This is a genomic window from Streptomyces sichuanensis (assembly GCF_020328095.1).
Classification (GTDB): Bacteria; Actinomycetota; Actinomycetes; order Streptomycetales; family Streptomycetaceae; genus Streptomyces; species Streptomyces cinnamoneus.
The window spans coordinates 21540-47234 of record NZ_JAIXMK010000061.1; the positions used below are offsets into that span (position 1 = coordinate 21540).

Annotated in this window: 23 protein-coding genes; 4 read left to right on the forward strand and 19 right to left on the reverse strand. The window is 72.3% G+C overall.

Annotation, left to right across the window (positions count from 1 at the left end; translation table 11 throughout):
- Positions 1-6 precede the first annotated feature (6 nt).
- From LE181_RS18595 to LE181_RS18630, 8 genes are all read right to left on the reverse strand, one after another.
- Positions 7-261, reverse strand: coding sequence for a hypothetical protein (locus LE181_RS18595; protein ID WP_190109916.1), 255 nt, complete (start codon positions 259-261; stop codon positions 7-9).
- 88 nt (positions 262-349) lie between these two features.
- Entirely contained in the window at positions 350-1843 is a 1494-nt protein-coding gene (gene gatA / locus LE181_RS18600) for an Asp-tRNA(Asn)/Glu-tRNA(Gln) amidotransferase subunit GatA (RefSeq protein WP_225662432.1), read from the reverse strand.
- 4 nt (positions 1844-1847) lie between these two features.
- Positions 1848-2144 carry an Asp-tRNA(Asn)/Glu-tRNA(Gln) amidotransferase subunit GatC gene (gene gatC / locus LE181_RS18605; protein ID WP_225662433.1) on the reverse strand — a complete coding sequence of 99 codons (297 nt, stop codon included), beginning with the start codon at positions 2142-2144 and terminating at the stop codon, positions 1848-1850.
- Positions 2145-2338: 194 nt separating this feature from the next.
- The gene (locus tag LE181_RS18610) at positions 2339-4444 is read right to left on the reverse strand and encodes a putative bifunctional diguanylate cyclase/phosphodiesterase (protein ID WP_225662434.1); all 2106 of its coding nucleotides are present in this window, start codon (positions 4442-4444) and stop codon (positions 2339-2341) included.
- Positions 4445-4617: 173 nt separating this feature from the next.
- A complete protein-coding gene (ligA, locus tag LE181_RS18615) occupies positions 4618-6873 on the reverse strand; it encodes an NAD-dependent DNA ligase LigA (protein ID WP_225662435.1) in 2256 nt (751 codons plus the stop codon).
- Positions 6874-6881: 8 nt separating this feature from the next.
- Entirely contained in the window at positions 6882-7910 is a 1029-nt protein-coding gene (locus LE181_RS18620; RefSeq protein WP_225662436.1) for a methionine synthase, read from the reverse strand.
- Between the two features lie 31 nt (positions 7911-7941).
- Positions 7942-8640 (reverse strand): SDR family oxidoreductase, encoded by a 699-nt coding sequence (locus tag LE181_RS18625; RefSeq protein WP_225662437.1) that lies wholly within the window; start codon positions 8638-8640, stop codon positions 7942-7944.
- Positions 8641-8654: 14 nt separating this feature from the next.
- The gene (locus LE181_RS18630; RefSeq protein ID WP_225662438.1) at positions 8655-9194 is read right to left on the reverse strand and encodes an LOG family protein; all 540 of its coding nucleotides are present in this window, start codon (positions 9192-9194) and stop codon (positions 8655-8657) included.
- Between the two features lie 233 nt (positions 9195-9427).
- Between LE181_RS18630 and LE181_RS18635 the strand changes: the two genes are divergently transcribed.
- Together LE181_RS18635 and LE181_RS18640 are read left to right on the forward strand one after the other, a co-directional pair.
- Positions 9428-9883: a hypothetical protein gene (locus tag LE181_RS18635; RefSeq protein WP_225662439.1), complete on the forward strand. Its 456-nt coding sequence runs from the start codon at positions 9428-9430 to the stop codon at positions 9881-9883.
- 212 nt (positions 9884-10095) lie between these two features.
- On the forward strand, positions 10096-10704 hold the full coding sequence (locus tag LE181_RS18640) for a hypothetical protein (RefSeq protein ID WP_225662440.1): 609 nt from the start codon (positions 10096-10098) through the stop codon (positions 10702-10704).
- A 100-nt stretch (positions 10705-10804) separates the two neighbouring features.
- Here LE181_RS18640 and mnmA read toward each other — a convergent pair whose 3' ends face one another.
- Complete coding sequence (gene mnmA, locus LE181_RS18645) at positions 10805-11953, reverse strand: tRNA 2-thiouridine(34) synthase MnmA (RefSeq protein WP_225662441.1); 1149 nt, start codon at positions 11951-11953, stop codon at positions 10805-10807.
- A 152-nt stretch (positions 11954-12105) separates the two neighbouring features.
- Positions 12106-13275, reverse strand: coding sequence for a cysteine desulfurase family protein (locus LE181_RS18650; protein WP_225662442.1), 1170 nt, complete (start codon positions 13273-13275; stop codon positions 12106-12108).
- Between the two features lie 117 nt (positions 13276-13392).
- Here LE181_RS18650 and LE181_RS18655 point away from each other — a divergent pair, with 117 nt between their 5' ends.
- Positions 13393-13827 (forward strand): carboxymuconolactone decarboxylase family protein, encoded by a 435-nt coding sequence (locus tag LE181_RS18655; protein ID WP_225662443.1) that lies wholly within the window; start codon positions 13393-13395, stop codon positions 13825-13827.
- A 10-nt stretch (positions 13828-13837) separates the two neighbouring features.
- Here LE181_RS18655 and LE181_RS18660 read toward each other — a convergent pair whose 3' ends face one another.
- A complete protein-coding gene (locus LE181_RS18660) occupies positions 13838-14821 on the reverse strand; it encodes a helix-turn-helix transcriptional regulator (protein ID WP_225662444.1) in 984 nt (327 codons plus the stop codon).
- Between the two features lie 204 nt (positions 14822-15025).
- Between LE181_RS18660 and LE181_RS18665 the strand changes: the two genes are divergently transcribed.
- Complete coding sequence (locus tag LE181_RS18665; RefSeq protein WP_225662445.1) at positions 15026-15607, forward strand: TIGR03086 family metal-binding protein; 582 nt, start codon at positions 15026-15028, stop codon at positions 15605-15607.
- Between the two features lie 337 nt (positions 15608-15944).
- Here LE181_RS18665 and LE181_RS18670 read toward each other — a convergent pair whose 3' ends face one another.
- From LE181_RS18670 to LE181_RS18705, 8 genes are all read right to left on the reverse strand, one after another.
- Positions 15945-16613, reverse strand: a complete 669-nt coding sequence (locus LE181_RS18670; RefSeq protein WP_225662446.1) for a trimeric intracellular cation channel family protein — start codon at positions 16611-16613, stop codon at positions 15945-15947.
- 39 nt (positions 16614-16652) lie between these two features.
- A complete protein-coding gene (locus LE181_RS18675; RefSeq protein WP_225662447.1) occupies positions 16653-18176 on the reverse strand; it encodes a M1 family metallopeptidase in 1524 nt (507 codons plus the stop codon).
- Between the two features lie 127 nt (positions 18177-18303).
- Positions 18304-19347, reverse strand: a complete 1044-nt coding sequence (locus LE181_RS18680; RefSeq protein ID WP_225662448.1) for an ABC transporter ATP-binding protein — start codon at positions 19345-19347, stop codon at positions 18304-18306.
- Between the two features lie 11 nt (positions 19348-19358).
- Positions 19359-20441 carry an ABC transporter ATP-binding protein gene (locus LE181_RS18685; protein ID WP_225662449.1) on the reverse strand — a complete coding sequence of 361 codons (1083 nt, stop codon included), beginning with the start codon at positions 20439-20441 and terminating at the stop codon, positions 19359-19361.
- Positions 20438-21436: an ABC transporter permease gene (locus LE181_RS18690; RefSeq protein WP_225662450.1), complete on the reverse strand. Its 999-nt coding sequence runs from the start codon at positions 21434-21436 to the stop codon at positions 20438-20440. Before LE181_RS18690 ends, LE181_RS18685 begins: the two co-directional genes overlap by 4 nt.
- A gap of 121 nt (positions 21437-21557) precedes the next feature.
- Complete coding sequence (locus LE181_RS18695; RefSeq protein WP_225662469.1) at positions 21558-23339, reverse strand: ABC transporter substrate-binding protein; 1782 nt, start codon at positions 23337-23339, stop codon at positions 21558-21560.
- Positions 23340-23453: 114 nt separating this feature from the next.
- Positions 23454-24452 carry an ABC transporter permease gene (locus LE181_RS18700; protein WP_225662451.1) on the reverse strand — a complete coding sequence of 333 codons (999 nt, stop codon included), beginning with the start codon at positions 24450-24452 and terminating at the stop codon, positions 23454-23456.
- A 382-nt stretch (positions 24453-24834) separates the two neighbouring features.
- Positions 24835-25629, reverse strand: a complete 795-nt coding sequence (locus tag LE181_RS18705) for an enhanced serine sensitivity protein SseB C-terminal domain-containing protein (RefSeq protein WP_225662452.1) — start codon at positions 25627-25629, stop codon at positions 24835-24837.
- Positions 25630-25695 lie beyond the last annotated feature (66 nt).

Here is a 25695-nt window from a genome sequence, read left to right on the forward strand (position 1 = left end):
CCCGGCTCAGCCCGCGAGGACGTCGTCGCTGTTCATGCGGCGCAGCTCGCGGACGAGCAGGGCGACGCCGGTGGCGATGGCGGCCGCGGAGACGACCGCGTCCACGAGCTGGAGGGTGTCCTGCTCGCCGCGCGCCTTCTTCGCCTGCTTGGCCACGCTGATCGCACCGAACAGCGTGGTGCCGATGGACAGGTACGTGCCGGCCTTGGACTTCTTGAAGCCCTTGGCCTTGGTCAGCGCGCTCTTCTTGTCGGTGCTCACCGTGCCTCCTCGTTCGCTTCTCCGCCCACGCGGCGCAGAGGTGCGGCTTTCGCGGTCATCTGCGGCCCGGCGGCCGCGTGTGCGTCGCTCACAGTGCCGGCGCCTCCTCGAGAATCGGGTGGCCCCAGCGCTCGGTGAACGCGGCCTCGACCGCGGCACCGACCTTGTAGAGCCGGTCGTCCTTCATGGCGGGAGCGATGATCTGCAGTCCGACCGGCAGCCCGTCCTCGGGCGCGAGGCCACAGGGCAGCGACATGGCGGAGTTGCCCGCCAGGTTGGTCGGGATGGTGCACAGGTCCGCGAGGTACATCGCCATCGGGTCGTCGGCGCGCTCGCCGATCGCGAAGGCGGTGGTCGGCGTGGTCGGCGAGACGATCACGTCGACCTGCTCGAACGCCGTGTCGAAGTCGCGCGAGATGAGCGTGCGGACCTTCTGCGCGGAGCCGTAGTACGCGTCGTAGTAGCCGGAGCTCAGCGCGTAGGTGCCGAGCATGACGCGGCGCTTGACCTCGGGGCCGAAGCCGGCCTCGCGGGTCAGGGCGGTGACGTCCTCGGCCGAGCGGGTGCCGTCGTCGCCGACGCGCAGGCCGTAGCGCATGGCGTCGAAGCGGGCCAGGTTCGAGGAGCACTCGGACGGCGCGATGAGGTAGTACGCGGCCAGCGCCAGGTCGAAGGACGGGCAGTCCAGCTCGACGATCTCGGCGCCGAGCTCCTTGAGGAGCTCCACGGACTCGTCGAAGCGCTGGATGACGCCGGCCTGGTAGCCCTCGCCGCGGAACTGCTTGACGACGCCGACGCGCATGCCGGCGACGGAGCCGTTGCGGGCGGCCTCGACGACCGGCGGGACCGGGGCGTCGATGGAGGTGGAGTCCAGCGGGTCGTGGCCGGCGATGACCTCGTGCAGCAGGGCCGCGTCCAGGACCGTGCGGGCACAGGGGCCGCCCTGGTCGAGGGAGGACGAGAAGGCCACCATGCCGTAGCGGGAGACCGCGCCGTAGGTGGGCTTGACGCCGACGGTGCCGGTGACGGCGGCGGGCTGGCGGATGGAGCCGCCGGTGTCCGTGCCGATGGCCAGGGGCGCCTGGTACGCGGCGAGCGCCGCGGAGGAGCCGCCGCCGGAGCCGCCGGGGATCTTGGTGAGGTCCCAGGGGTTGCCGGTGGGGCCGTAGGCGCTGTTCTCGGTGGAGGACCCCATGGCGAACTCGTCCATGTTGGTCTTGCCGAGGATGACGACGTCGGCGTCCTTCAGACGCTTGGTGAGCGTCGCGTCGTACGGCGGGATCCAGCCTTCGAGGATCTTGGAGCCGACGGTGGTCGGGACGCCCTTGGTGGTGAAGATGTCCTTCAGGGCGAGCGGGACGCCGGCCAGCGGGCCGAGCTTCTCGCCGCGCTCGCGCTTGGCGTCGACCTCGCGCGCCTGGGCGAGGGCGCCCTCGCGGTCGACGTGCAGGAAGGCGTGGACCTTCTCGTCGACGGCGTCGATGCGGGCCAGGTGGGCCTCGGCGACCTCGACGGCCGTGAGCTCGCCGGAGGCCACCTTCGCGGCGATCTCGGCGGCGGTGAGCTTGATGATCTCCGTCATGTGGTCAGTCCTCCCCCAGGATCTGCGGCACCTTGAAACGCTGCTGCTCCTGGGCGGGGGCGCCGGAGAGCGCCTCCTCGGGGGACAGCGACGGGCGGACCTCGTCCGGCCGCATGACGTTGGTCAGGGGCAGCGGGTGGGAGGTCGGGGGGACGTCCTCGTCGGCCACATCGGAAACGCGGGCGACCGCGCCGATGATCACGTCGAGCTGTTCGGCGAAGTGGTCGAGCTCTTCGGCCTTCAGCTCCAGACGCGACAGCCGGGCGAGGTGGGCGACCTCCTCGCGCGTGATGCCAGGCATGCAGCGATCCTCAAGGGTGGGTGGTGGTGGGCGTACGGCTTTCGCCCCAATCCTATGGCGCCGCCGCCTGTGCCTGCGAAACGGTTTCGCGGCGGCACGTGGATCTCTGCCCGGCGGCACCTGCATCTTCGCCCTGTCCGGCCGGAAAACCGGGCGCCGCACCGGCCGCAGCACCGCCCGCCGCACCGTCCGCGTCACGTCACCGGCTGGTCGGCGTCCTCCTCGGCCGCTTCGGCCGCCGCGGCCGCCAGCGGCTCGTGCTCCCGGCGCCACCCGGACTCGTTGCGCAGCCGCAGCCAGGCCGTCGTCTCGTCCGGCGGCATCGCGGCCGCCACCAGCCAGCCCTGCACCGCGTCGCACCCCAGGTCGCGGAGCCGCTCCCAGGTCTCGTCGTCCTCCACGCCCTCGGCGACGACGAGGAGCCCGAGCGAATGGGCGAGGTCGAGGGTGCACCGGACGATCTCGGCGTCCTCGTTGTCGATGGCGAGCCGGGCGACGAACGAACGGTCGATCTTGAGCTCGCTCACCGGCAGCCGGCGCAGGTGGACGAGCGAGGAGTAGCCCGTCCCGAAGTCGTCGAGGGACATCTTCACGCCGTGGCCGGTCAGGCCGGCGAGGGTGTCCGCGGCCCGCTGGGGGTCCTCCAGCAGGACGTGTTCGGTTATCTCCAGCTGCAGCGCCCCGGCGGGGACGCCGTGCCGGGCGAGCCGGGCGGCGACCGAGCCGGCGAAGCCGGGGGTGTGGACGTCGCGCGGCGAGACGTTGACGGCGACCGGGACCTCCAGGCCCATGGCCCGCCACTTGGCGACCTGGCACAGGGCGGTCTCCAGGACGTACTCGGTCAGCCGGGGCATGAGCCCGGAGGACTCCGCGATGGCGATGAACTCGTCCGGCGAGACCCTGCCCCGCTCGGGGTGCACCCAGCGCACGAGCGCCTCCAGCCCCTCCACGTGTCCGTCGAAGCCGACCTTGGGCTGGTAGTGCAGCTCGACGTCGCCGGCGTCCAGGGCGCGCCGGAGGTCGCCCAACAGGCCGAGCCGGTCGGGGGTGTTGCCGTCGCGGCGGGCCTCGTAGACCTCGACGCCGCTGCGGTCGCGCTTGGCCTGGTACATCGCCACGTCGGCGCGGCGCAGGAGCCCTTCCGCGTCGAGCGCGTGGTCGGGGTAGACGGCCACGCCCGCGCTGGCCTCCAGGACGAGGGTGAGTCCGTCGAGGTCGAGGGGCGAGCCGAGGTCGGCGACGAGCGCGCGGGCGACCCGCTGGGCGCTGGTGAGGGAGTCGGCGGTGGGCAGCAGCACGGCGAACTCGTCGCCGCCGAGGCGGGCGGCCTCGGCGTCGCGCGGGAGGGCGAGGCGCAGCCGTTCGGCTATCTGGAGGAGCAGCCGGTCGCCGGCGAGGTGCCCGAGGGTGTCGTTGACGGACCGGAAGCGGTCGAGGTCGATCAGGACGAGCGCGGCGCGGTCCCCGGCGCGCTCGGCCTCGTCCAGGGCGGTCCAGGTGCGCTCCAGCAGCCACTGGCGGTTGGGCAGGCCGGTGAGGGGGTCGCGCAGCTGCTCCTCGGCGCGGGCGCGGGCGATCCAGAGCGTGGAGTCCAGGGCGATGAGGGGCACCGCGAAGAGCGGCAGCAGCAGGGGCGCGTGGTCGGCGACGACGGCGATGAGCGGGGCGATGCCGAGGAGGGCGCCGCCGACCAGGGCCTGCCGCATGAGGGCGGTGCGGGCGATGCTGGTCAGCGCGGCGCGCGGGGCCATGGAGTACCAGAGCAGGACGCGCGTGACGGCGAGGTAGAGGAACGCGGCGAGGGCGACCCTGGGGACGGCGGAGGCCCGCCAGGTGTCGGGCAGCCAGGGGTCCTCGACGGCGGCGGTGACGCCGCAGGCGGCGAGGGCGAGTCCGGCGGCGGCGATGCCGAGGATGTCGACCGCGCCGTGCAGTAACGCCTGCCGCCATCGGTGGCGCCGGGCGGTGGCCACCAGGGTGACGACCGCGATGCTGGTCAGGGCGGAGGGGACCCAGCCGTAGAGCAGGAGGACGGCCAGGGTGAGGGCGGCACCGGATCCGGTGCCGCCCCACCAGCGGTCGCGCCCGAGGGCGACGAGATGGGCGACGATGAGCCCGGTGAGCGCCGCCAGCGACCAGCCGACGGTGCCCCCGGGGAAGAGGGCCCGGTCCGTGACGAGCGCGCGGAACGTCCCGACGGTGAACGCCAGCGCGGCCAGGGCCACGCAGACCGTGGGCAGCGCGGGCGGGGATAGCCGGCGCGGCCGCGATGCCGGTTCGGCGCTGTCGGTGGGTTTCATGCCCGTCCCTCTCACAGCCGGCGGTGCCCGCGCCACGGCAGGCGCACATCTCAACAGTAGGGCGCAGAAGGCTACGGCGGGCAGCGATCGGCAGCGGTTGCCCGAATGCGATCCGGCCTTCTGCAGCCATCTGGTATGCGCTGTAGGGGTAATGCCCACTGACTATGCGGGCATTACTCCGTGGGGGTGACCTCCTGGGGCACGGCGGCCTCGCGCGCCGCCTCGGGCCCTTCGTTCAGGAGTACGACGAAGCCGTCCTCTTCCAGCACGGGGACCTTCAGCTGCATCGCCTTGTCGAACTTCGAACCGGGATTGTCCCCGACGACCACGAAGTCCGTCTTCTTCGACACCGACCCGGTCACCTTCGCACCCTGCTGCTGCAGCGCCTCCTTCGCACCGTCACGGGTGTAGCCCGAGAGGGTGCCGGTGACGACGACGGTGAGTCCGGCCAGCGGACGCGGTCCCTCGTCCGTGGCGGCCTCCTCCTCCATCCGGACGCCGGCGGCCCGCCACTTGTCGATGATCTCGCGGTGCCAGTCCTCGGCGAACCACTCCTTGACCGCGGTGGCGATGGTGTCGGAGACGCCCTCCACGGCGGCGAGCTCCTCCTCGCTCGCCGCGGCGATGCGGTCGACCGAGCGGAACTCCCGGGCCAGCGCGGCCGCGGCGACGGGGCCCACGTGACGGATGGACAGCCCGTTGATGATCCGGGCGAGCGGGCGCTGCCGGGCGGCCTGGATGTTCTCCAGCATGGCCAGGGCGTTCTTCTTCGGCTCACCCTTCTGGTTGGCGAAGAAGGTGACGACCTTCGCCTCGCCGGTCCTGGGGTCGCGCTTGGGCAGGCCGCTGTCCGGGTCCACCACGTACGACTTGATGGGCAGCAGCTCCTCGATCGTCAGACCGAAGAGGTCGCCCTCGTTCGCCATGGGCGGGGTGGCGGGCTCCAGCGGCTGGGTGAGGGCGGTGGCCGCGACGTAGCCGAAGTTCTCGACGTCGAGGCACTCCCGGCCCACCAGGTAGTAGAGCCGCTCACGGATCTGGGCCGGGCAGGAGCGGGCGTTGGGGCACCGCAGGTCGATGTCCCCTTCCTTCATCGGGCGCAGCCCGGTGCCGCACTCCGGGCACTCGGCGGGCATCACGAACTCCCGCTCGGTGCCGTCCCGCAGGTCCACCACGGGGCCGAGGACCTCGGGGATCACGTCGCCGGCCTTGCGGATGACGACGGTGTCGCCGATGAGGACGCCCTTGGCCTTGACGACCTCCTGGTTGTGCAGGGTGGCGAACTCGACCTCGGATCCGGCGACGGTGACGGGCTCGAAGACCGCCTGCGGGGTCACCCGGCCCGTGCGGCCGACGCCGACGCGGATGTCGAGGAGCTTGGTGTTGACCTCCTCGGGCGGGTACTTCCAGGCGATGGCCCAGCGGGGGGCGCGCGCGGTGGAGCCGAGGCGCCCCTGGAGGGGGATCTCGTCGAGCTTGACGACGACGCCGTCGATCTCGTGCTCCATGGAGTGCCGGACCTTGGGCTGGCCGTAGTGCGCGATGAACTTCCGCACGTCGTCGAGGGAGTCGACCACCTGGGCGTGCGCGGCGGTCGGCAGGCCCCATTCGCGCAGCAGGTCGTACGCCTGCGACTGGCGGTCGATGGCGAAGCCCTCGCGGGCGCCGACGCCGTGCACCACCATGTGCAGGGGCCGGGTGGCGGTCACGCGCGGGTCCTTCTGGCGCAGCGAACCGGCCGCGGCGTTGCGGGGGTTGGCGAAGGGGGCCTTGCCGGCCTCCACCAGACGGGCGTTGAGCTCCTCGAACTTCTCCATCGGGAAGTAGACCTCGCCGCGCACCTCGACGAGCGCGGGGATGCGGTCGCCCTTGAGGCGCTCGGGGATCTCGTCGATGGTGCGGATGTTCGGCGTGATGTCCTCGCCGGTGCGGCCGTCGCCGCGCGTGGCGGCGCGGGTGAGCCGGCCGTTCTCGTACGTCAGGTTGACGGCGAGGCCGTCGACCTTCAGCTCGCACAGGTAGTGGTAGCGGGCGCCCTCGCCGATGTCCTTGGCGATGCGGTCGGCCCAGGCGGCCAGCTCCTCGTCGTCGAAGGCGTTGTCGAGGGAGAGCATGCGCTCGCGGTGCTCGACGGAGGTGAACTCCGTCTGGTACGCCCCCGCCACCTTCTGGGTGGGCGAGTCGGGGGTGCGCAGCTGCGGGTACTCCTCCTCCAGCGCCTCCAGTTCGCGCAGGAGGGTGTCGAACTCGGCGTCGCTGACGACGGGGGCGTCCTTGACGTAATAGCGGAAGCGGTGCTCCTCGACCTGCTCGGCCAGCAGTGCGTGCTTCTCCCGCGCCTTCGCGGGCACCGCGGCCTGTGCCGCGAGCGCTTCGAGCTCTTCGCCTTGCTGTTCGACAGCCACCGTCTCGTCCTCCCGTTGATCCATGAGCGCCGTCACTCAGGGTTGTCTGCGAGTGATTTCGCCGCCCGGACGCAGTGCGCGAGGGCCGCACGGGCATATGCGGGCGAAGCGCCCGCGAGCCCGCACGAGGGAGTGACCACCACGGACTCGGCGAGAGTCCCCGGCGACAGCCCCAGCCTGCGCCACAGCGTCCTGACACCCATGACGCTACCGGCAGGGTCTGACAATGGGCCGTCCACGCCGGGCACCACGCCCGCGAAGAGGGTCGTGCCCGCCTCGACGGCCTCACCGATCGCATCGTCCTCACGCTCGGTGAGGAGCGAGAAATCGAACGAGACGCCCGTGACGCCGGCCCGGCGCAGCAGCGCGAAGGGGACGCCGGGAGCGCACGAGTGCACGACGAGAGCCCCGCCGGGGCTCTCCTGCGCCACGGTCGCCAGCTCCCGCAGCGCGCCCTCCACCACGGCCCGGTCGACGGCCCGGTGGGTGCGGTAGCCGCTGGCGGTGCGGACCTGCCCGCGCAGCACGGCCGGCAGCGACGGCTCGTCCAGCTGCAGCACGACGCGGGCGCCCGGGATCCGGCGGCGGACCTCCGCGAGGTGTGCCCGCAGGCCCTCGGCGAGGGAGGCCGTGAGGTCGCGGCAGGCTCCGGCGTCGCTCAGCGCCGCCTCGCCGCCGCGCAGCTCCAGCGCGGCGGCCAGCGTCCACGGCCCGACGGCGGAGACCTTCAGCGGTCCCTCGTACCCCTGGGTGAACTCCTCCAGGGCGTCGAGGTCCTCGCCCAGCCAGGACCGGGCGCGGCGCGTGTCGCGGCCGGGCCGGTCGCTGATCCGCCAGCCGCTGGGCTCGACGTGCGCGAAGACCTCGACGAGCAGGCCGGCGGTCCGGCCGATCATGTCGGCGCCGGGGCCGCGCGCGGGCAGCTCCGGCAGGTGCGGCAGGGTCTCCAGCGACCCGGTGACGGTCTTGGCGGCCTCGCGCGCGTCGCCGCCGGGCATCGAGCCGACGCCGGTCGCGGTCCCGGCGCCCCACAGGGGGCGGTTGCTGTTCTTCTCGCTCACCCAGGAAGGGTACGAGACCGCGACCTCCGGCTCAGCTTCCCGAGTACCCGGGACGGACGGAGAGGTCGTGGATCTCCGCGTCGCGCGGCAGGTCGAGGGCCAGCAGCACGGTGGCCGCCACCGACGAGGGGGCGATCCACTTGTCCGGTGTGTACGCGTTGCCCTCCTGCTGCTGCACGCCGGCCTGCATGGGCGTGGCCACGCGGCCGGGGTAGACGCTCGTGACGCGCACGCCGTGGGTGTGCTCCTCGCCGCGCAGGGAGTCGGCCAGCGCCTTCAGGCCGTGCTTGCTCGCGGCGTAGGCGCCCCACTCGGGGCGCGCGGTCGTCCCGGCACCGGAGTTGAGGAAGACGACGTGGCCGCGGGAGATGCGCAGCTGCGGCAGGAGCAGGCGGGTCAGCTCGGCGGGCGCGACCAGGTTGACGGCGAGCGTGCGGTTCCACCGCTTCGTGCTCAGTTCGCCGACCGCGCCGAGGTCCGAGATCCCGGCGATGTGCAGGAGGGAGTCGAGCCGGTCGGGCAGGGTCTGGTGACTGAGGGCCCAGGAGAGCCGGTCGGGGGTGTCGAGGTCGGCCACGAGGGTGTGGGCGCCGGGGAACCGTGCGGCCAGGTCCTTGGCCCGGCCCGCGTCCCGCGCCACGAGCCACAGTTCGTCGCCGCGCTCGTGCAGGCGCTGGGCGACCGCCTCGCCGATTCCCGAGCCGGCACCGGTGATCAGATGTGTTGCCATGCCCCCAGCTTGCCCTAACGCACCCCTGCGGACTCCTCCAGGTAGGTCATCGCCCCCACGCCGTCCTCCGCGAAGAAGACCAGGTCGGTGAGGGGGAGCGGCAGGAAGCCCTCGGCCTCCATGCGCTGGAACTGCTGCTTGAGACCGTCGTAGAAGCCGGCCGCGTTCAGCAGCACCACGGGCTTGTCGTGCAGCCCGTGCTTCTTCAGCTCCAGGATCTCCGTGGCCTCGTCCAGGGTGCCGGTGCCGCCCACCATGACGACGACGGCGTCGCCGCGCGCCAGCAACTGCGCCTTGCGGGCGGCGAGGTCCTCGGTCACCAGCATCTCGTCGGCGTTCTTGCGGGCCTTCGCGGCGAGGAACTCCACCGTGACCCCCACCAGGCGCCCGCCGTGCTCCTGCACGCCGTCGGCCATCACCTTCATCAGCCCCGACTCCGACCCGCCCCACACCAGCGTGTGCCCGCCCTTGCCGATGAGGGCGGCGAACTCGCGGGCCGGTGCGGTGTAGCGGTCGTCGAGGTCGGCGGCGGAGCAGAAGACGGTGATGTTCATAAGCGCCACGGTACGCCGCATAGACGCGGGTCGGAGGCTATGCACGGGTTTAAACCGGCCCCCGGTAAGGGTTCGGGATCTGTTGTATCGCGAACCCATCACGGTGTTACCGCCGGTATGGCCTTGGGTGGACCGGCTGTCTAACGTGACGGGGCCCGTCGGCGACCCCGCCGACACGCCCCCCAAATCCCCCACATCGGGCGCATTCCAGCAATTTACTGAGAGCAGCCATAGTGAAGCTTCGTTACCTCCGCGCCGTCGCCGTGTCCGGATTCGCCGTCATCGCCCTCACCGGAGCGAGCGGGAGCGGTTGCAGCGGCGACTCGGGCGAGCAGGGCTCTGGCTCGGAGGCCACGCCCACCGCCGACACCTCGACCAGCGAGGACGCCGCCGGCGACGCCCGCAAGGACGTCGAGATCTCCAATTGCGCATACACCGAGAAGCGGGGCATCACGGCCCGGCTGAGCGCCACCAACGGCAGCGCGACGGCGACGTTCACGTACAAGGTCACCGTCAAGTTCACGGCCCCCGACGGCACTCCCCTGGCCACCCAGACCCCCTCCCTCCCCTACGTCCGCCCCGGCCGCACCGACTCGGCCGACGTGGCGACCCCCTACACCCCCAAGCCGGGGGCCTCCACCACCGGCGCCAAGTGCGAGGTCACCGAGGCGGTCCGCAGCATCGGCTGAGCCCGCGGGGGCCCCGCCCCGGTGGGGCCCCTATGGCCTGTTTTCGGCCAGCTCGCGTTCTGGTTCGGAACCCGTTCCGTCGCGACCGCGTCACAGAACGCTCCTGGATTTGGCGGCCTGTAAAGGCGTTGTTAGCGTGACGTGTGCTCGTCAATCGAGCGCACAAACAAGCCACTTCGAAAACAAGCCACTCCAACGGGGGAGTTCTCAGCGTGAAGCTTCGTCATGCCCGCACGGTCGCCGTCAGTGCACTCGTCGTCGTCGCCCTGACGGGCGCCCGCGGACACCACGGCGGCAGCTGCGGCGGCGGCTCCAGCCACAGCAGCAGCTCCTCCTCCTCGGGCGGCTCGTCGACCAGCGGCGGCACCACCGGCGGCGACTCCTCGGGCGGCACGTTCGGCAGCACGACGAGCGGCGGAACGACCGGCGGTACGACCTCCGGCGGCACCACCACGTCCGGCACCTCGGGCGACTCCACGACGGGCGGCTCGTCGACCACCATCGGCGGCACGGGCAGCAGCCGCAACGACGCCATGCGCGACGTCAAGATCAACGACTGCGCCTACACCGACCGCCTGGGCATCACGGCGAAGCTCAGCGCCACCAACGGCAGCGCCACGCTCAAGTACACCTACCGCCTCACGGTGAAGTTCACGGCCCCCGACGGCACCGTCACCACCCGCAACCCGTCGATCCCCTACGTGATGCCGGGCAAGACGAGCACGCTCGACGTCTCCACCCCGTACGTCCCCAAGGCGGGCTCGCCGAACAGCGGCGGCAAGTGCGAGGTCACCAACGTCCTGCGGACGATCGAGCACTGATCCCGGGCTGTGGTCCGGGGGCTGCCCCCGGACGCTGATCCGGGACCGGAGGCGGGGGCTCGTGAGCGACCCCCGCCTCCGGCGTCCGGGACGCCGTGCCTCAGGCGCTCTGCGCCCGCACCCGCTCCGTCGCCGCGATCGTCGCCGAGCCGACCACGCGCGTGCCGTCGTAGAGCACGATCGCCTGGCCCGGGGCCACGCCGCGGACCGGCTCCGCGAAGCGGACGTGGAGCTCGTCGCCGACGAGCTCGGCCGTCACCCCGGTCTCGCCGCCGTGGGCGCGCAGCTGGGCGGTGTACGTGCCGGGGCCCGCCGGGGCGACGCCGCACCAGCGCGGCTTGATCGCCGTCAGCGCCCCGACGTCCAGGGACGCCGCCGGGCCGACCGTCACCGTGTTGTTCACCGGGGAGATGTCCAGGACGTAGCGCGGCTTGCCGTCCGGGGCGGGGTGGCCGATGCGCAGGCCCTTGCGCTGGCCGATGGTGAAGCCGTAGGCGCCCTCGTGGGTGCCGATCTTGGTGCCGGACTCGTCGACGATGTCGCCCTCCGCCTTGCCCAGGCGTTTGGCCAGGAAGCCCTGGGTGTCGCCGTCGGCGATGAAGCAGATGTCGTGGCTGTCGGGCTTCTTCGCCACGGCCAGGCCGCGGCGCTCGGCCTCGGCGCGGATCTCGTCCTTGGTGGTGAGCGTGTCGCCCAGCGGGAACATCGCGTGGGCCAGCTGCCTGTCGTCCAGGACGCCCAGCACGTACGACTGGTCCTTGGCCATGTCGCTGGCCCGGTGCAGCTCGCGGGTGCCGTCGTCGTTGACCACGACCGTGGCGTAGTGACCGGTGCACACCGCGTCGAAGCCCAGCGCGAGCGCCTTGTCGAGCAGCGCCGCGAACTTGATCTTCTCGTTGCAGCGCAGGCAGGGGTTCGGGGTCCGGCCGGCCTCGTACTCCGCGACGAAGTCCTCGACGACGTCCTCGCGGAAGCGCTCGGCGAGGTCCCAGCAGTAGAAGGGGATGCCGATCACGTCGGCGGCGCGGCGGGCGTCGCGGGAGTCCTCGATGGTGCAGCAGCCGCGGGCGCCCGTCCGGAAGGACTGGGGGTTCGCGGACAGCGCGAGGTGCACGCCGGTCACGTCGTGCCCGGCCTCGACGGCGCGGGCCGCGGCGACGGCGGAGTCGACGCCGCCGGACATGGCGGCGAGCACGCGGAGCCCCTTGCGGGGGGCTCTGGGATCGGGGGCACCCGGGAAGTCAGTCATAGCCCTACCAGGGTACGGGGCGGACGAGGAGGCCCCGGTCCCCCCCCTTCGCCGTTTCCCGGGGCTCCGCCCCGGACCCCGCTCCTCAAGCGCCGGAGGGGCTGGAAAATCCAGCCCCTCCGGCGTGTGAGGACACCGCGCGAAACGCGGCCCTAGCTCAGGCCCGCGCTCCGGGCCCGTTCCACCACCGGGCCGATCGCCTCGACGACCGCGGCGACGTCCTCGCGCGTCGACGTGTGCCCCAGGGAGAAGCGCAGTGTCCCCCGCGCCAGGTCCGGGTCCGTGCCCGTGGCCAGGACGACGTGGCTGGGCTGGGCGACGCCGGCCGTGCAGGCCGAGCCCGTGGAGCACTCGATGCCCTGGGCGTCCAGGAGCAGCAGCAGCGAGTCGCCCTCGCAGCCGGGGAAGGAGAAGTGGGCGTTGGCGGGCAGCCGGCCCGCCGGGTCCGGGTCGCCGCCGAGGACCGCGTCGGGAACGGCCGCCCGGACGCCCGCGATCAGCTCGTCCCGCAGCGCACCCACCTCGCGCGCGAAGTCCGGGCGCCGCTCGGCGGCCAGCGTGCCGGCGACGGCGAACGCGGCGATGGCCGGCACGTCCAGCGTCCCGGAGCGCACGTGGCGTTCCTGCCCGCCGCCGTGCAGCAGCGGCACGGGCGCGTACTGGCGGCCCAGCAGCAGGGCGCCGACCCCGTACGGGCCGCCGACCTTGTGGGCGGTGACGGTCATCGCGGCCAGCCCGGACGCGGCGAAGTCGACGTCCAGCTGGCCGTACGCCTGCACGGCGTCGGAGTGCAGCGGTACACCGAACTCGGCGGCCACGTCGGCCAGTTCGCGCACCGCCATGACGGTGCCGATCTCGTTGTTGGCCCACATGACGGTGGCCAGGGCGACGTCGGCGGGGTTCCGGGCGATCGCCTCGCGCAGCGCCCCGGGGTGCACGCGTCCGCAGGCGTCGACCGGCAGGTATTCGACGTTCGCGCCCTCGTGGGTGGCGAGCCAGTCGACGGCGTCGAGCACGGCGTGGTGCTCCACGGGGCTCGCCAGCACGCGCGTACGGGCCGGGTCGGCGGCGCGGCGCGCCCAGAACAGGCCCTTGACGGCGAGGTTGTCGGCTTCGGTGCCGCCCGCGGTGAACACCACTTCGCTGGGGCGCGCGCCGAGCGAGGCCGCGAGCGATTCGCGCGCCTCCTCGACGGTGCGGCGCGCCCGCCGGCCGGCGGCGTGCAGCGAAGAGGCGTTTCCGGCGAGGGCGAGCTGGGCGGTCATCGCCTGCACCGCCTCCGGAAGCATCGGGGTGGTGGCGGCGTGGTCGAGGTAGGCCATGGTGGGCACGATTCTACGAGGTGGGCCCCGGGGCGGTAGCGAGCGTTCCTGGTCATGGGCGGGGGCCCGGGCGCGGCGCTTGCCTTCGAGTCCGCTCCAACTCCTACGGTGCGGGGCATGAACAACGCACACACCACCGGCCACCCGTCCGACGACTCCCGCGAGGCCCGCTTCGAGCACGGTCTGGCCGTGCTGCGCCGCGTGGACGGGGAGGGCGGGGAGCGCGTCGTGGATTCCCTGTCCGACGTCTCCCCCGAGCTGGCCCATCAGGTGGTGGCCTGGGGCTTCGGCGAGATCTACGCCCGCCCGGGGCTGGCCCCGCGCGACCGCCAGCTGGTCACGCTGGGCATGCTGACGGCGCTCGGCGGCTGCGAACCGCAGCTGGACGTGCACGTCCACGCCGCGCTGAACACCGGGCTCACCCCGGCCGAGATCGTCGAGGCGCTGCTGCACTCGGCCGTCTACTGCGGCTTCCCGAAGGCGCTCAACGCCACGTTCGTGGCCAAGAAGGTCTTCGCCGAGCGCGGGCTGCTGCCCGTCGACCAGGACTAGGCGACCAGGACTAGGCATCTCCGGCCGGGCCGGCCGGCCCGGGCGCGTACTGCGCCACGACCGCCGCCGCCAGCTGCGCCAGGTCCTCGCGCACCGCCTTTGGGGACAGCACCTCCAGGTCCGGCCCGAAGGACAGCAGCGCGCGGCCGGAACGGACCTCGGGCAGGGCGAGCTCGACGGTGGCCGGGTCGTCGCCGGAGGGCGGGCCGGTGAGCAGGGGGCCGTGCAGGCGCAGGAACATGTCGAGGCGGGAGCGCCGGATCCGGGCGGTGACGAGCACGTCCGCCGGCCGTTGCTCGACGTCCCGGCGCAGCCCGTCCCAGACGTCCGCCAGCTCCGCGCCGCCGCGGCGGCGGACGGGCTCGTCGGTGACGGCGGCCGCGTCCACGCGGTCGGCGCGGAAGAGCCGCGGCTCGCCGTCGCAGTCCGCGACGAGGTACCAGACGCCGGCCTTGGCGACGAGCCCGTAGGGGTCGACGGTGTACGCGCGCGGCTCGCTGCTGCCACCGTGCCGGTAGCGCAGGCGCAGCCGGCGGTCGGTGAAGACCGCCGCGTGGAGGTCCTCGACGTCCACGGCGGGGTCGGCCGCCGGGGTCCGCATCCAGCGGACGGGGTCGACGAGGACGCGCCGGCTGGTGGCCTCGGCGGCGGGGCGGTGCGGGGCGGGCAGGGCGGCCATGACCTTGCGGAGCGCGGAGCCGAGGGCGCCTTCGAGGCCGAGGGCGGAGTGCGTGCCCTCGGCGGCCAGGACGAACAGGGCGCGGGCCTCGTCGGCGGTCAGCCCGGTGACGTCCGTGCGGTAGCCGGGGAGCAGGGCGATGCCGCCGCGGCGGCCGCGTTCGGCGTAGACGGGAACGCCGGCCGCGGAGAGCGATTCGACGTCGCGGTAGATGGTGCGCACCGACACTTCGAGGCGCTGGGCGAGTTCGGCGGCGGGCACCCGCCCGCGGGTCTGGAGCAGCAGGAGTATCGACAGCAGGCGGTCGGACTTCACGGGGGTCGTCGTGCCTTTCGGGTGCGGTCCGTCGGGATGCCCGGGGGGAGGCCCCTCCGGCGGGCGCGCCGTCGCGTCGATCAGCCGTTTCGATCAACCGTTTCGATCTCGCCGGAAAACATGACGGCAGGTGTCAGGTTATGCGCGGAAGCTGTTCCCGAACCGATCACCCCGGGCATCCGGGCCGCCGGACAAGGAGCCGTCATGACCACCACCGCCTTCGACCCCCGCCCCCTCCTCGACCGCGCCACCGCCCAGATGTCGGCGCTCGTCGCCGCCGTGCCGGCCGCCCGGCTCGGCGACCCGACGCCGTGCGCCGAGTTCGACGTGCGCGCGCTGCTCGGGCACCTCGTCGCCGGCACGCGCGACGGGGCGGTGATCGGCGAGACGGGCGAGGTCGCGTGGGGCGAGCCGCCGGCGGGTGTGCCGGACGACGGCTGGGGGCCCGCCTACGACGAGGCCCGGGCCCGCCTCGCGGCCGCGTGGGCGGACGACGCGGCGCTGGAGCGGGTGCTGGAGCTGCCGTGGGGGACGTTCCCGGGCCGGGTGTTCATGACGTCGGGCATGGTGCTGGAGACGGTGACCCACACGTGGGACCTCTCGCAGGCCGTGGGGCACCCGCTCCCCCTCGACCAGGAGCTCGCGGAGCTCGCGCTGGGCTGGGCGAGGGAGTTCCTGCCGGCCGGGCGGCGCGGCGAGGGCGTGCCGTTCGGGCCGGTGCAGCCCGCGCCCGAGGGCGCGGACGCGTACGCACGGCTGGCGGCCTGGCTGGGCCGCACGGTCTAGCCGGCCGCGCCGACGGCCGACGCCCTTCGCCGCTGCCGGGACCGGGCCACCGGGCGTCGCGGGGGCCCGGCCCCCGCGTCCTCGCCTGGGCCCTGGGCCCGGGGGCACGGACCCGGGGGCACGGATCCGAGGCCGGAGGGCCAGGGACCCTGGCCGGAGACAGGGGCCGAGGCCAGGGGCCAGGGCCCGAGAGGCCGGGGCCGGACCGGGGGGCGAAGGCCGAGGCCGGTCCAGGGGGCCGCGGGCAGGAGCCGCGGGAGCCAGGAGCCGGGGCCGGGGCGTACAGCCGGGGCCCAGGCGCAAAGCCCAGGCCGCGCCGAAACGTTACGCCCCTTGCTTACCCGACCGCAGGATCCTCCGTCGCCGCGCTGCGGCGGTGCCAGGCGCGGGGGGCCCGCCAGTTGTAGTGCATGGCCAGCAGGCGCAGGACGAAGGCCGTGGCGGCGGAGAGCATGCTGGTGCCGACGTTGAGGGCGTCGTAGTGGATGAGCAGCGCGGCCATGGTGGAGCCGACCATGGCCGGCACGGCGTACAGGTCGCGGTCCCAGCGCAGCAGCGAGGGCACCTCGTGGGCGAGCACGTCGCGCAGCACGCCGCCGCCGACCGCCGTGGCCAGGCCGAGGGTCGCCGCGAAGGTGAGGCCGAGGCCGTGCCCGTACGCCTTCACGGTGCCGGCGACGCAGAAGAGCCCGAGCCCGGCGGCGTCGAAGACGTTCACCGCCTTGGTGATCCGCTCCACCTCCGGGTGGAGGAAGAAGACGATCAGCGTGGCCACCAGGGGGGTGAGGAAGTAGCCCAGGTCCGTGAAGGCCGCGGGCGGCACGGCACCGATGATCAGGTCCCGGAACAGCCCGCCGCCCAGCGCGGTGACCTCCGCAAGGACCGCCATGCCGAAGACGTCGAAGTTCTTGCGGACGGCGAGGAGCGCGCCGGAGATGGCGAAGACGAAGATCCCGGCGAGGTCGAGCGAGTGCTGGACGGAGGGACTGAACAGATCGGTGAGCACGCGACATTCTTACTCGCCGCGGACGGTGCCCCCGACAGGCTACCGGCGGGCGGCGCCGCCGGCCGGCGGCAGCGGGGGCCGCCCGGGCCGCGAGAGCCAGGTGGCGAAGAGATCGCCGAGGTCCTTGCGGGAGACCGCCTCGGCGAGCCCGACGAACTGGGAGGTGCGGACGTTGCCGTGCCGGTGCAGCTTGGTCCACAGCGGCAGCAGCCGGAAGAACGCCCGGTCGCCGATGCGCTCGCGCAGCACCTGCAGGGTCATGGCGCCGCGGAAGTAGACGGCCCGGGAGAACATGGTGTCGCGCTGCGGGTCGGCGATGTCGATCTTCCAGAAGGGGTCGTCGGGCTTGTGCTCGTGGTAGGCGCCCAGGAAGGACTGGTGGGTGCTCCTGCGTCCCTTGTGCTCGTCCCACAGCCACTCGGCGTAGGTGGCGAAGCCCTCGTTGAGCCAGATGTCCTTCCACTGCCGCACCGAGACGGAGTCGCCGAACCACTGGTGGGCCAGTTCGTGGACGACGGTCGACTCGTCGCGCACGGCCGAGAAGACGGGCTTGGTCTGGGTCTCCAGCGAGAACTCCGCCTCCGGCATGTTGTCGACGACGGCGCCGGTCTCCTCGAAGGGATACGGGCCGAAGACCTTCGCCCAGTGGTCGGTGGCCTCGGCGGTGATGCCGTAGAAGTCCAGGCCGCCGGCCAGGGCGGGGTCGGTGGCGACGTAGACGGGGATGCCGCCGGGGGTGGTGCCCTTCCTGACGTCGAACTTCCCGATGGTGGCGGTGGCCAGGTAGGGCGCCATCGGCTTGGACTCGCGCCAGTGGGAGACGGTGGTCCTGCCCCGCTCGTGGGTGGCGAGCAGCCGGCCGTTGGAGACGGCCGTGAGTCCCTTGGGGGCCCTGATGCGGATGTCGAAGGTGGCCTTGTCGGTGGGGTGGTCGCTGGCCGGGAACCAGGTGGAGGCGCCGTTGGGCTCGCAGCCGACGAAGACGCCGTCCTTGGTCCTCATCCAGCCGTACTTGGAGCCGAAGACGATGGGGCCGCTGAGCGGCCTGGGTATGCCGCCGTAGACGACGGTGGTGGTGAAGGTGCGGCCCCGGGGCAGCGGGATCACCGGGTGGATCCTCAGTTCGCCGCCGTCGCGGGTGAAGGCGGCGGGCAGGCCGTTCACCTCGACGGAGGTGACCTTGAGCTGCTGCAGGTCCAGGTTGAAGGCGGACAGGCTCCGCGTGGTCCGCGCGGTGAGCGTCGCCCGGCCGTCGACCCGGCCGGTGTCGGGGGCGTAGCCGACGTCCAGGTCGTAGTGGCGGACGTCGAAGCCGCCGTTGCCGAGGCCCGGGAAGTACGGGTCGCCGATGCCCGCCGTCCCGGGGGCGGGGAGGGAGGGGGACGGGGCGGTGACGGGCGTGGAGGCCAGCACGAACGCGGACGCCGCCGCGGTGGCCAGGGCGAGGAACCAGCGCCCTCCCCGGCACCGGGCCGGGTGGAGGAGGTGGCGCCGCGCCGGCCGGGTCAGGTGCTGCCGGGCCCTGCGTATGGAGTGGTGCCGGGTCGAGCGGGAGAGTGCCATGAGCCGTCCCTTCGAACGCCCGAGCCCCTCTGCAAGCGGACTCGCCGACTCTGCACCCTCCCCTCTCGCGGTGCTCAGGTGTGCCAGGTTGCTGTCACGAGCATCGGAAGTCAGCTTGGCACGGCCCCTATGCGGGCGCACCTTCCGTTACTGCTTCGGTGGGAGCGTTCTCCGGGTGGTGGCACGCCACCCGGTGCCCGGGGAGCAGCGCCGTCAGGGGCGGCTCCTGCTGCTTGCAGACCTCTGTCGCCTTCCAGCACCGGGTGTGGAAGCGGCATCCCGGCGGCGGGGAGATCGGCGAGGGCACGTCGCCGGTGAGCAGGATGCGCTCGCGCCGGGCGCGCCGGCGGGGGTCGGGCACGGGCACGGCGGACAGCAGGGCCCTGGTGTACGGGTGCATGGGCGCGGCGTAGAGGGAGCTGCGGTCGGTGAGTTCCACGATCTTGCCGAGGTACATGACGGCGATGCGGTCCGAGACGTGCCGGATGACGGACAGGTCGTGCGCGATGATCACGTACGTCAGCCCGAGTTCGTCCTGCAGGTCGTCGAGCAGGTTGACGACCTGGGCCTGGATGGAGACGTCGAGCGCGGAGACCGGCTCGTCGGCGACCACGAGCCGGGGCTTGAGGGCGAGGGCCCGGGCGATGCCGATGCGCTGCCGCTGGCCGCCGGAGAACTCGTGCGGATAGCGGTTGTAGTGCTCGGGGTTGAGGCCGACCAGCTCCAGCAGCCGCTGGACCTCCTTCTTCACCCCGCCCTCGGGCGTGATGCCCTGGAGCCGGAACGGGGCGCCGACGATCGTGCCGACGGTGTGCCGGGGGTTCAGCGAGGAGTACGGGTCCTGGAAGATCATCTGGATGTCGCGGCGCATCGGCCGCATGCCGGCCACCCCGAGGTGACTGATGTCCCGGCCGTCGAACGCGATGGTGCCGGCGGTGGGTTCGAGCAGCCGGGTGATCAGCCGGCCCATGGTCGACTTGCCGCAGCCGGACTCCCCCACCACGCCCAGGGTCTCGCCCGCGCGGACCTCGAAGTCCAGGCCGTCCACGGCCTGCACCGCGCCCGTCTGGCGGCGCAGCAGCCCCTTGGTGATGGGGAAGTGCTTGACGAGGCCCTCGACCTTGAGGAGGGGTTCGGCCGCCGCGGGCGCCGGCTGCTTCGGGATGCTCATCTCCGGTTCCTTCACAGCTTGGGCGCGATCTCTTCGTTCCAGATCCGCGTGCGGTCCTGTTGCGGCAGGTGGCAGGCGGTCAGGTGCGGCCGTCCGTCCCCCGCGGCCTGCACCGGGCGCAGCTCGGGGCGCTCGCTGCGGGTGATGCCGCCCTTGGGGAGGTCGGCGTAGGGGCAGCGCGGGTTGAAGGCACAGCCGTCGGGCACGTTGATCAGGCTGGGCGGGGAGCCCTTGACCGGGATCAGGCGTTCGGTCTGCTCGCGGTCGATGCGCGGCATGGAGCCGAGCAGCCCCCAGGTGTAGGGGTGCTGGGGGGCGTGGAAGACCTGCTCGGCGGGGCCGCGTTCGACACAGCGGCCGCCGTACATCACCAGGATGTCGTCGGCCAGTTCGGCGACGACGCCCAGGTCGTGGGTGATGACGATGACGGCGGAGCCGAACTCCTTCTGCAGGTCGCGGATCAGGTCGAGGATCTGCGCCTGCACGGTCACGTCCAGGGCGGTGGTCGGCTCGTCGGCGATGAGCAGCTCGGGGTTGTTGACCAGTGCCATGGCGATCATCGCGCGCTGGCGCATGCCGCCGGAGAACTGGTGCGGGTAGTCGTCGACGCGCCGGTCGGGCTGCGGGATGCCGACCCTGTCCAGCAGTTCGACGGCGCGGGTGCGGGCGGTCTTCTTGTCGACGTCGTGGTGGACCCGGTACGCCTCGACGATCTGCGCGCCGACGGTGAAATAGGGGTGCATGGACGACAGCGGGTCCTGGAAGATCATCGCCATTTCGCGGCCGCGCAGCCGGCGCACCTCGTCGGGGTCGGCGCTCATCAGCTCCTTGCCGTCGAGCCAGATCTCGCCGGTGATGCGGGCCTTGCGGCGCCCGTACTGGCCGACGGTGTGCAGGCCCATGATGCCCAGCGAGGTCACCGACTTGCCGGAGCCGGACTCGCCGACGATGCCGAGGGTGCGGCCCTTCTCCAGCCGGAAGGAGAGCCCGTCGACGGATTTGACCAGGCCGTCGTCGGTGGGGAAGTGGATGCGCAGGTCGCGCACGTCGAGAAAGGCGGTGGGGGCCTCTCCCGCGGTGGGTGCGGTCGTCATGAGAGCCTCACTCTGGGGTCGATCACGGCGTACAGGAGGTCCACCACCAGGTTGGCGACGACGACCGCGGTCGCGGCGATGAGCGTCACCCCGAGGATCAGCGGCAGGTCGCGGTCGCCGATCGCCTTGACCGCCGCCTGGCCGAGGCCGGGCAGGTTGAAGGTGGTCTCGGTGAGGATCGCGCCGCCGACGAGGGCGCCGAGGTCCATGCCGAGGATGGTGAGGACGGGGGTCATCGTGGAGCGCATGGCGTGCTTGCCGATGACGACCGGCTCCCGCAGCCCCTTGGCACGGGCGGTGCGGATGTAGTCCTCGCCGAGGATCTCCAGCATGGTGGCCCGGGTGAGGCGGGCGTACATGGCCGCGTAGAGGAAGGCGAGGGTGACCCAGGGCAGGATCAGGCCGGCGAACCACTGCCCGGGGTCGTCGGCGAAGTCGACGTACTCGCCGTCCAGCCAGCCCAGGCCGTAGGAGAAGACGGCGAGGGAGAGCAGGCCGGTGAAGTAGATCGGCAGGGAGACGCCGCCGAGGGCGACGGTCATGGCCGCCCGGTCCCACAGGCTGCCGCGCTTGAGCGCGGAGACGACGCCGGTGACGACGCCGCCCACCAGCCACAGCACGCAGGCGCCCGCGGCGAGCGAGAGGGTCACCGGCAGCCGGTCCTGGAGCACGGGCCAGATGGCCTGCTCGGTGCGGAAGGAGTAGCCGAAGCAGGGCGCGTCGCAGTGCACGGAGCTGCCGCCGCCGGAGTAGTCGCGGCCGGCGGGGATGCCGGAGACGAAGTGCCAGAACTGCACGAGGATCGGATCGCTGAGCCCCAGCTTCTCCCGGATGCCCTCGATGGTCGCCGGGTCCGCCTGCTTGCCGACGTACAGGGCGGCGGGATCGGCCCCGGTGAGCTTGGGGATCGCGAAGAAGATGCCGAAGGTCACCAGCGTGACCACGAGCAGCATCACGATGACGGCGATCAGCCGTCGGACGATGTAAGCGAACACTGCGGTCGGCCCGGCGGTGGCCCGGGGCTCCCCCGAGGGGGGCCGCCCCGGGCCGCCGCGCAGCGGCCCTCACCTGCCCTTCGGGCCTAGCGGCGGGTGCGCCGGTGGAGCGGACGGACTGTCACTTGACGACACCGAGGGAGGCGTAGTCGTAGCGGCCGTTGTAGGAGTCGGCCGTGTAGACGTTGGTGAGCCGGGAGCTGCGCCAGATGATGTTCTTCTCGTAGGTGAAGGGCAGGTACCAGGCGCCCTCGGTGACCTTCTTGTTGGCCTCCTGGTAGATCTTCCCGGCCTTTTCCGGGTCGGTCTCCGCGATGGCCCGGTCGAAGATCTTGTTGACCTCGGGGTCGTTCAGCTCGGGGTAGTTCTGGTTGCCGCTCTCCTGGATGAAGCGGCCGTCCGCGATGGGCTGGAGGAAGCCCTGGCCGCTGGGGAAGTCCGCGCCCCAGCCCATGATGATGATGCCGTAGTTCTTGGCCTTGACGTTCTTGGGGGCGCCGATGATGCCGGTGGACTGGGCGCCGTCGTACTGGTCGATCTGGGCCTCGATGCCGACCTTCTTCAGGGACGCCTGGAGCGATTCGGCGGTGGCGATCTCCGGGGGCTTGTTGTTGCGGACGGCGATCGTGGTCTTGAAGCCGTCGGGCTTGCCGCAGGCTTTCAGCTCCTCCTTGGCCTTGGCCTCGTCGGGCTTGCCCTGCTTGAGCTGGAAGGGGTCGTAGCCGGGGTCGTAGCCCTTGACGGCCGGCGGCAGCATGCTGGTGCCGATGTCGCCGCCCGCCTCGGGGCCGCCGCGGGCGGTCTGCAGCGAGGTGTGGTCGGCGGCGAGGATGACGGCCTTGCGGCAGTGCTCGTTGTCGAAGGGCGCGACGGTCTTGGGGAAGGCCGCGTAGCGGATGAAGCCGGTCTGCGGGTTGTCGACGTTGGCCTTGGCCGACTGCAGGGCCTTCTGCCGGCCGGCCGAGCCCATGCCGGTGGCGTTGATGTCGAGGTCGTAGTCGCCGGCGATCAGACGGTTGTCCATGTCGTCGGCGTTGGTGGTGAGCTTGACCGAGATCTTGTCCGGCAGGGCCTTGCGGACCGGGTCGGAGTCGCGGTTCCACTTGTCGTTGCGCACCAGCTGCAGGCCCTTGTTGGGCTCGTAGGACACCCACTTGTAGGGGCCGCTGGAGAAGGGCTTCTGCCCGTACTTCTCGACGGTGTCCTTGTCCGGGCGCACGGGGGCCGCCGCGGGCAGCGCCAGCATCTGCAGGAAGTCGCCGTTGGCCTTGGGCAGTTTGAAGACGATGGTCTTCTCGTCGGGCGTCTCGATGGCCTGCAGCCCGAGCTTGTCCTTGCTCTCGTCCTTGTACGGGCCCTTGTACTTCTTGTCGGGGTCCAGGACCTGCATCAGCCACAGCGGGCCGCCGGAGATCTTGTCCGTGGCCCAGGTGCGCTCGATGCCGTACTTGATGTGCTGCGTGGTGATGGGCTGGCCGTCCTCCCAGGTCAGGCCGTCACGGAGCGTGAAGGTGTAGGTCTTCTTGTCGGCGGAGATCTTGCCGGTGTCGGTGGCCATGTCCGGTACGACCGTCGAGCTCTCCCCGCCGGGGGCGGGTTTGGGCGTCACCAGGGTGCGGGTGTAGTAGCGGGCGAAGTCCCACATGAATCCGTAGTAGCCGCGCTGGGGGTCCCAGCTGTCGGCGTCCTGGGTGCCGATGAACTTCAGCTCGCCACCCTTCTTGTCGGAGGCGCCGGCCAGCTTGTCGACGGCGGCGTTGAAGCCCGCGGCCTTGCCGTCCTTGCCCTCCTTCTTGCTGCTGCCGCCCCCGCCGCCGCACGCGGCGGTGCTGACCAGGGCCGTGACCACGAGGGCCGCCCCTGCGGCCAGTCTGCGCCTCGAAGAACTCCGGTGTGTCAAGATGTCGCGACCTCCGTGATTGTCGCCGTCCGGGAAGCGGGCCGGCGGATGTCGGGAACGGCCTCCTGACGGATCGACAGGGGCGGTGTGCACCAGGCGGTGCGGGGCGGGCGCGCGTCAGCGCGAGCCCTTCGGGTCCAGCGCGTCGCGCACGCCGTCGCCGAAGAGGTTGAAGGCCAGCACGGTGATGAAGATGGCCAGACCGGGGATGATCATGAACATCGGGTCGGCCTCGTAGGTCGAGACGGCCTTGGAGAGCATCTGCCCCCAGGAGGCGGTGGGCGGCTTCACGCCCGCGCCGAGGAAGCTCAGCGCGGCCTCGGTGAGCACGTTGGTCGGGATCATCAGCGTGGCGTAGACGGTGATCGGCGCCACCAGGTTGGGCAGCAGCTCCCGGAAGAGGATGTACAGCCGCCCGGCACCCAGGCTGCGGGCCGCCTCGACGTACTCGCGCTCCCTGAGCGAGAGGGTCTGGCCGCGGACGATGCGCCCCACGTAGGGCCAGCCGAAGAAGCCGATCACCGCGATGAGCACGGCCATGCGGACGCCCGAACCCGAGAGCCCCCAGAGCGAGTTGGGGACGACGGACACCAGCGCGATGATGAACAGCAGCTGGGGGAAGGCCAGCAGCAGGTCCATCACCCGGCTGACGACGGCGTCGATCCAGCCGCCGAAGTAGCCGGCGACGATGCCCAGCACCGTACCGAGCAGCACGGCGACCACCGCCGCCAGGAAGGCCACGAGCAGCGAGACCCGGGCGCCGTAGACCACGCGGCTGAACACGTCGCGGCCGTTGCCCGGTTCGACGCCGAAGAGGAAGTCCGAACTGATGCCTCCCCAGGCTTCCTTGGGGGTACTGAACAGCGGATCAATCGTTTCTTCATGAAATTCGTTCGGCGGATGCCCGAGCAGCCCCACGATCACCGGCGCGAAGATCGCGACGAGGATGAGCAGCAGCACCACGATGCCGCCGGTCAGGGCCACCTTGTCGCGCTTGAGCCGGATCCAGGCGATACGCCAGGGGGAACGGCCCTCGATGGCCTTCGCGGGGACGCCCGCGGCGACATCGACGGCTGCGGTCTCGGCCGCGTTCGTGTCGTGCAGTGGTGCCGTCATCGTCTGGTGGACCCCTCTCGACCGGCGGGAGGCCGGCCCGACGCACGCCGCGCGCGGAACGCGGCTGGTTCACATCAGGTGCGAGTGGTGCGAAGGTGCGGGACGTGCACACGGAGCAGGTGCGAAGGTGCGGGACGAACACGCGGAGCAGGTCGTACGGCGGAGCGGTGGTACGCGCGGGAACGGGCGTACGGCGGAGCGGCGGTACGGCGGAGCGAGTCGTGCGCAGGGGCCTCGGCCCTTGTTGGCGGGAGTCTTCAACGCCCCTGCGATCACCCGCCAGACCTCATGCGCAAAGGATGCGCAACCGTGATGTGCGTAGGAGGCTTCCGTTATACGGACATACGGGTGCGGCGAGCGGGGCGGTGCGACGGCGTACGGGTCAGTACGTCCCCGCCTGCCACCCCTGTTGCGGCGGGTAGCCGTAGCCGGCGGCCGGCGCGGGGGCGGCCGGTCCGCCGTAGGCGTCGCGGTCGAAGAACGGCCGGGCGTTGGCCCGCATCCACATCGCCACGGGGTCGTACTCGTCCGCCAGGGTCACCGTCGAGACCGGGAGCCCCTCCGGGACCACGCCGACGGACTGCTGCATCATCAGCCGCACCGATTCCACGGCCGCGGCGGAGGTGTCGTACAGGTCGAGCCCGATGGCCAGGTACGGCGTGCCCAGGGCGGGCTGCACCCAGACGCGGCGCAGGGCGCGGACGGCGGGCGTGCGGTGGGCGTTCTGCCCCAGCAGGGCGTAGAACTGCGGAATGTCCACGGCCGGTTCGCTGAGCCGCAGCGGGCCGGCGGGCAGCCGGTCCAGGCCGGCGGTGATCCGGCGCAGGTCGGCCCAGGGGATGCCGACGCCGCCGCCGGGGGCGTGCGGGTTGAGCCACAGGCCCCAGCGGTCGGGGTAGAGCGAGGCGGCGATGTCCCGGCCGGAGACCACCTCGTGGGCGCGGTTCCAGCCGCTGGCGGCGAGCTCCTGGGCGGAGGTCACACAGGGGGCGTAGCCGAGGCCGTCGACCTCCATGTTGCCGTACTGGGCGTCGGGCGAGCCGGCCTGACCGTGCCACAGCAGCATCCAGACCCGGCCCTCGGCGAGGGCGCCCAACAGTGCCTCGTACGTGTCGTACCGGCCGGGCGCCACCTGGCGCAGCACCTGCTCCACGCCGCTCTCCGCGCCCGCGCTCACCTGGGTCCGCCTCTTCTCTTGGCCGTCTGTTCCCACCAGCTTACGAGCCCGCGGCGGCGGGCATGA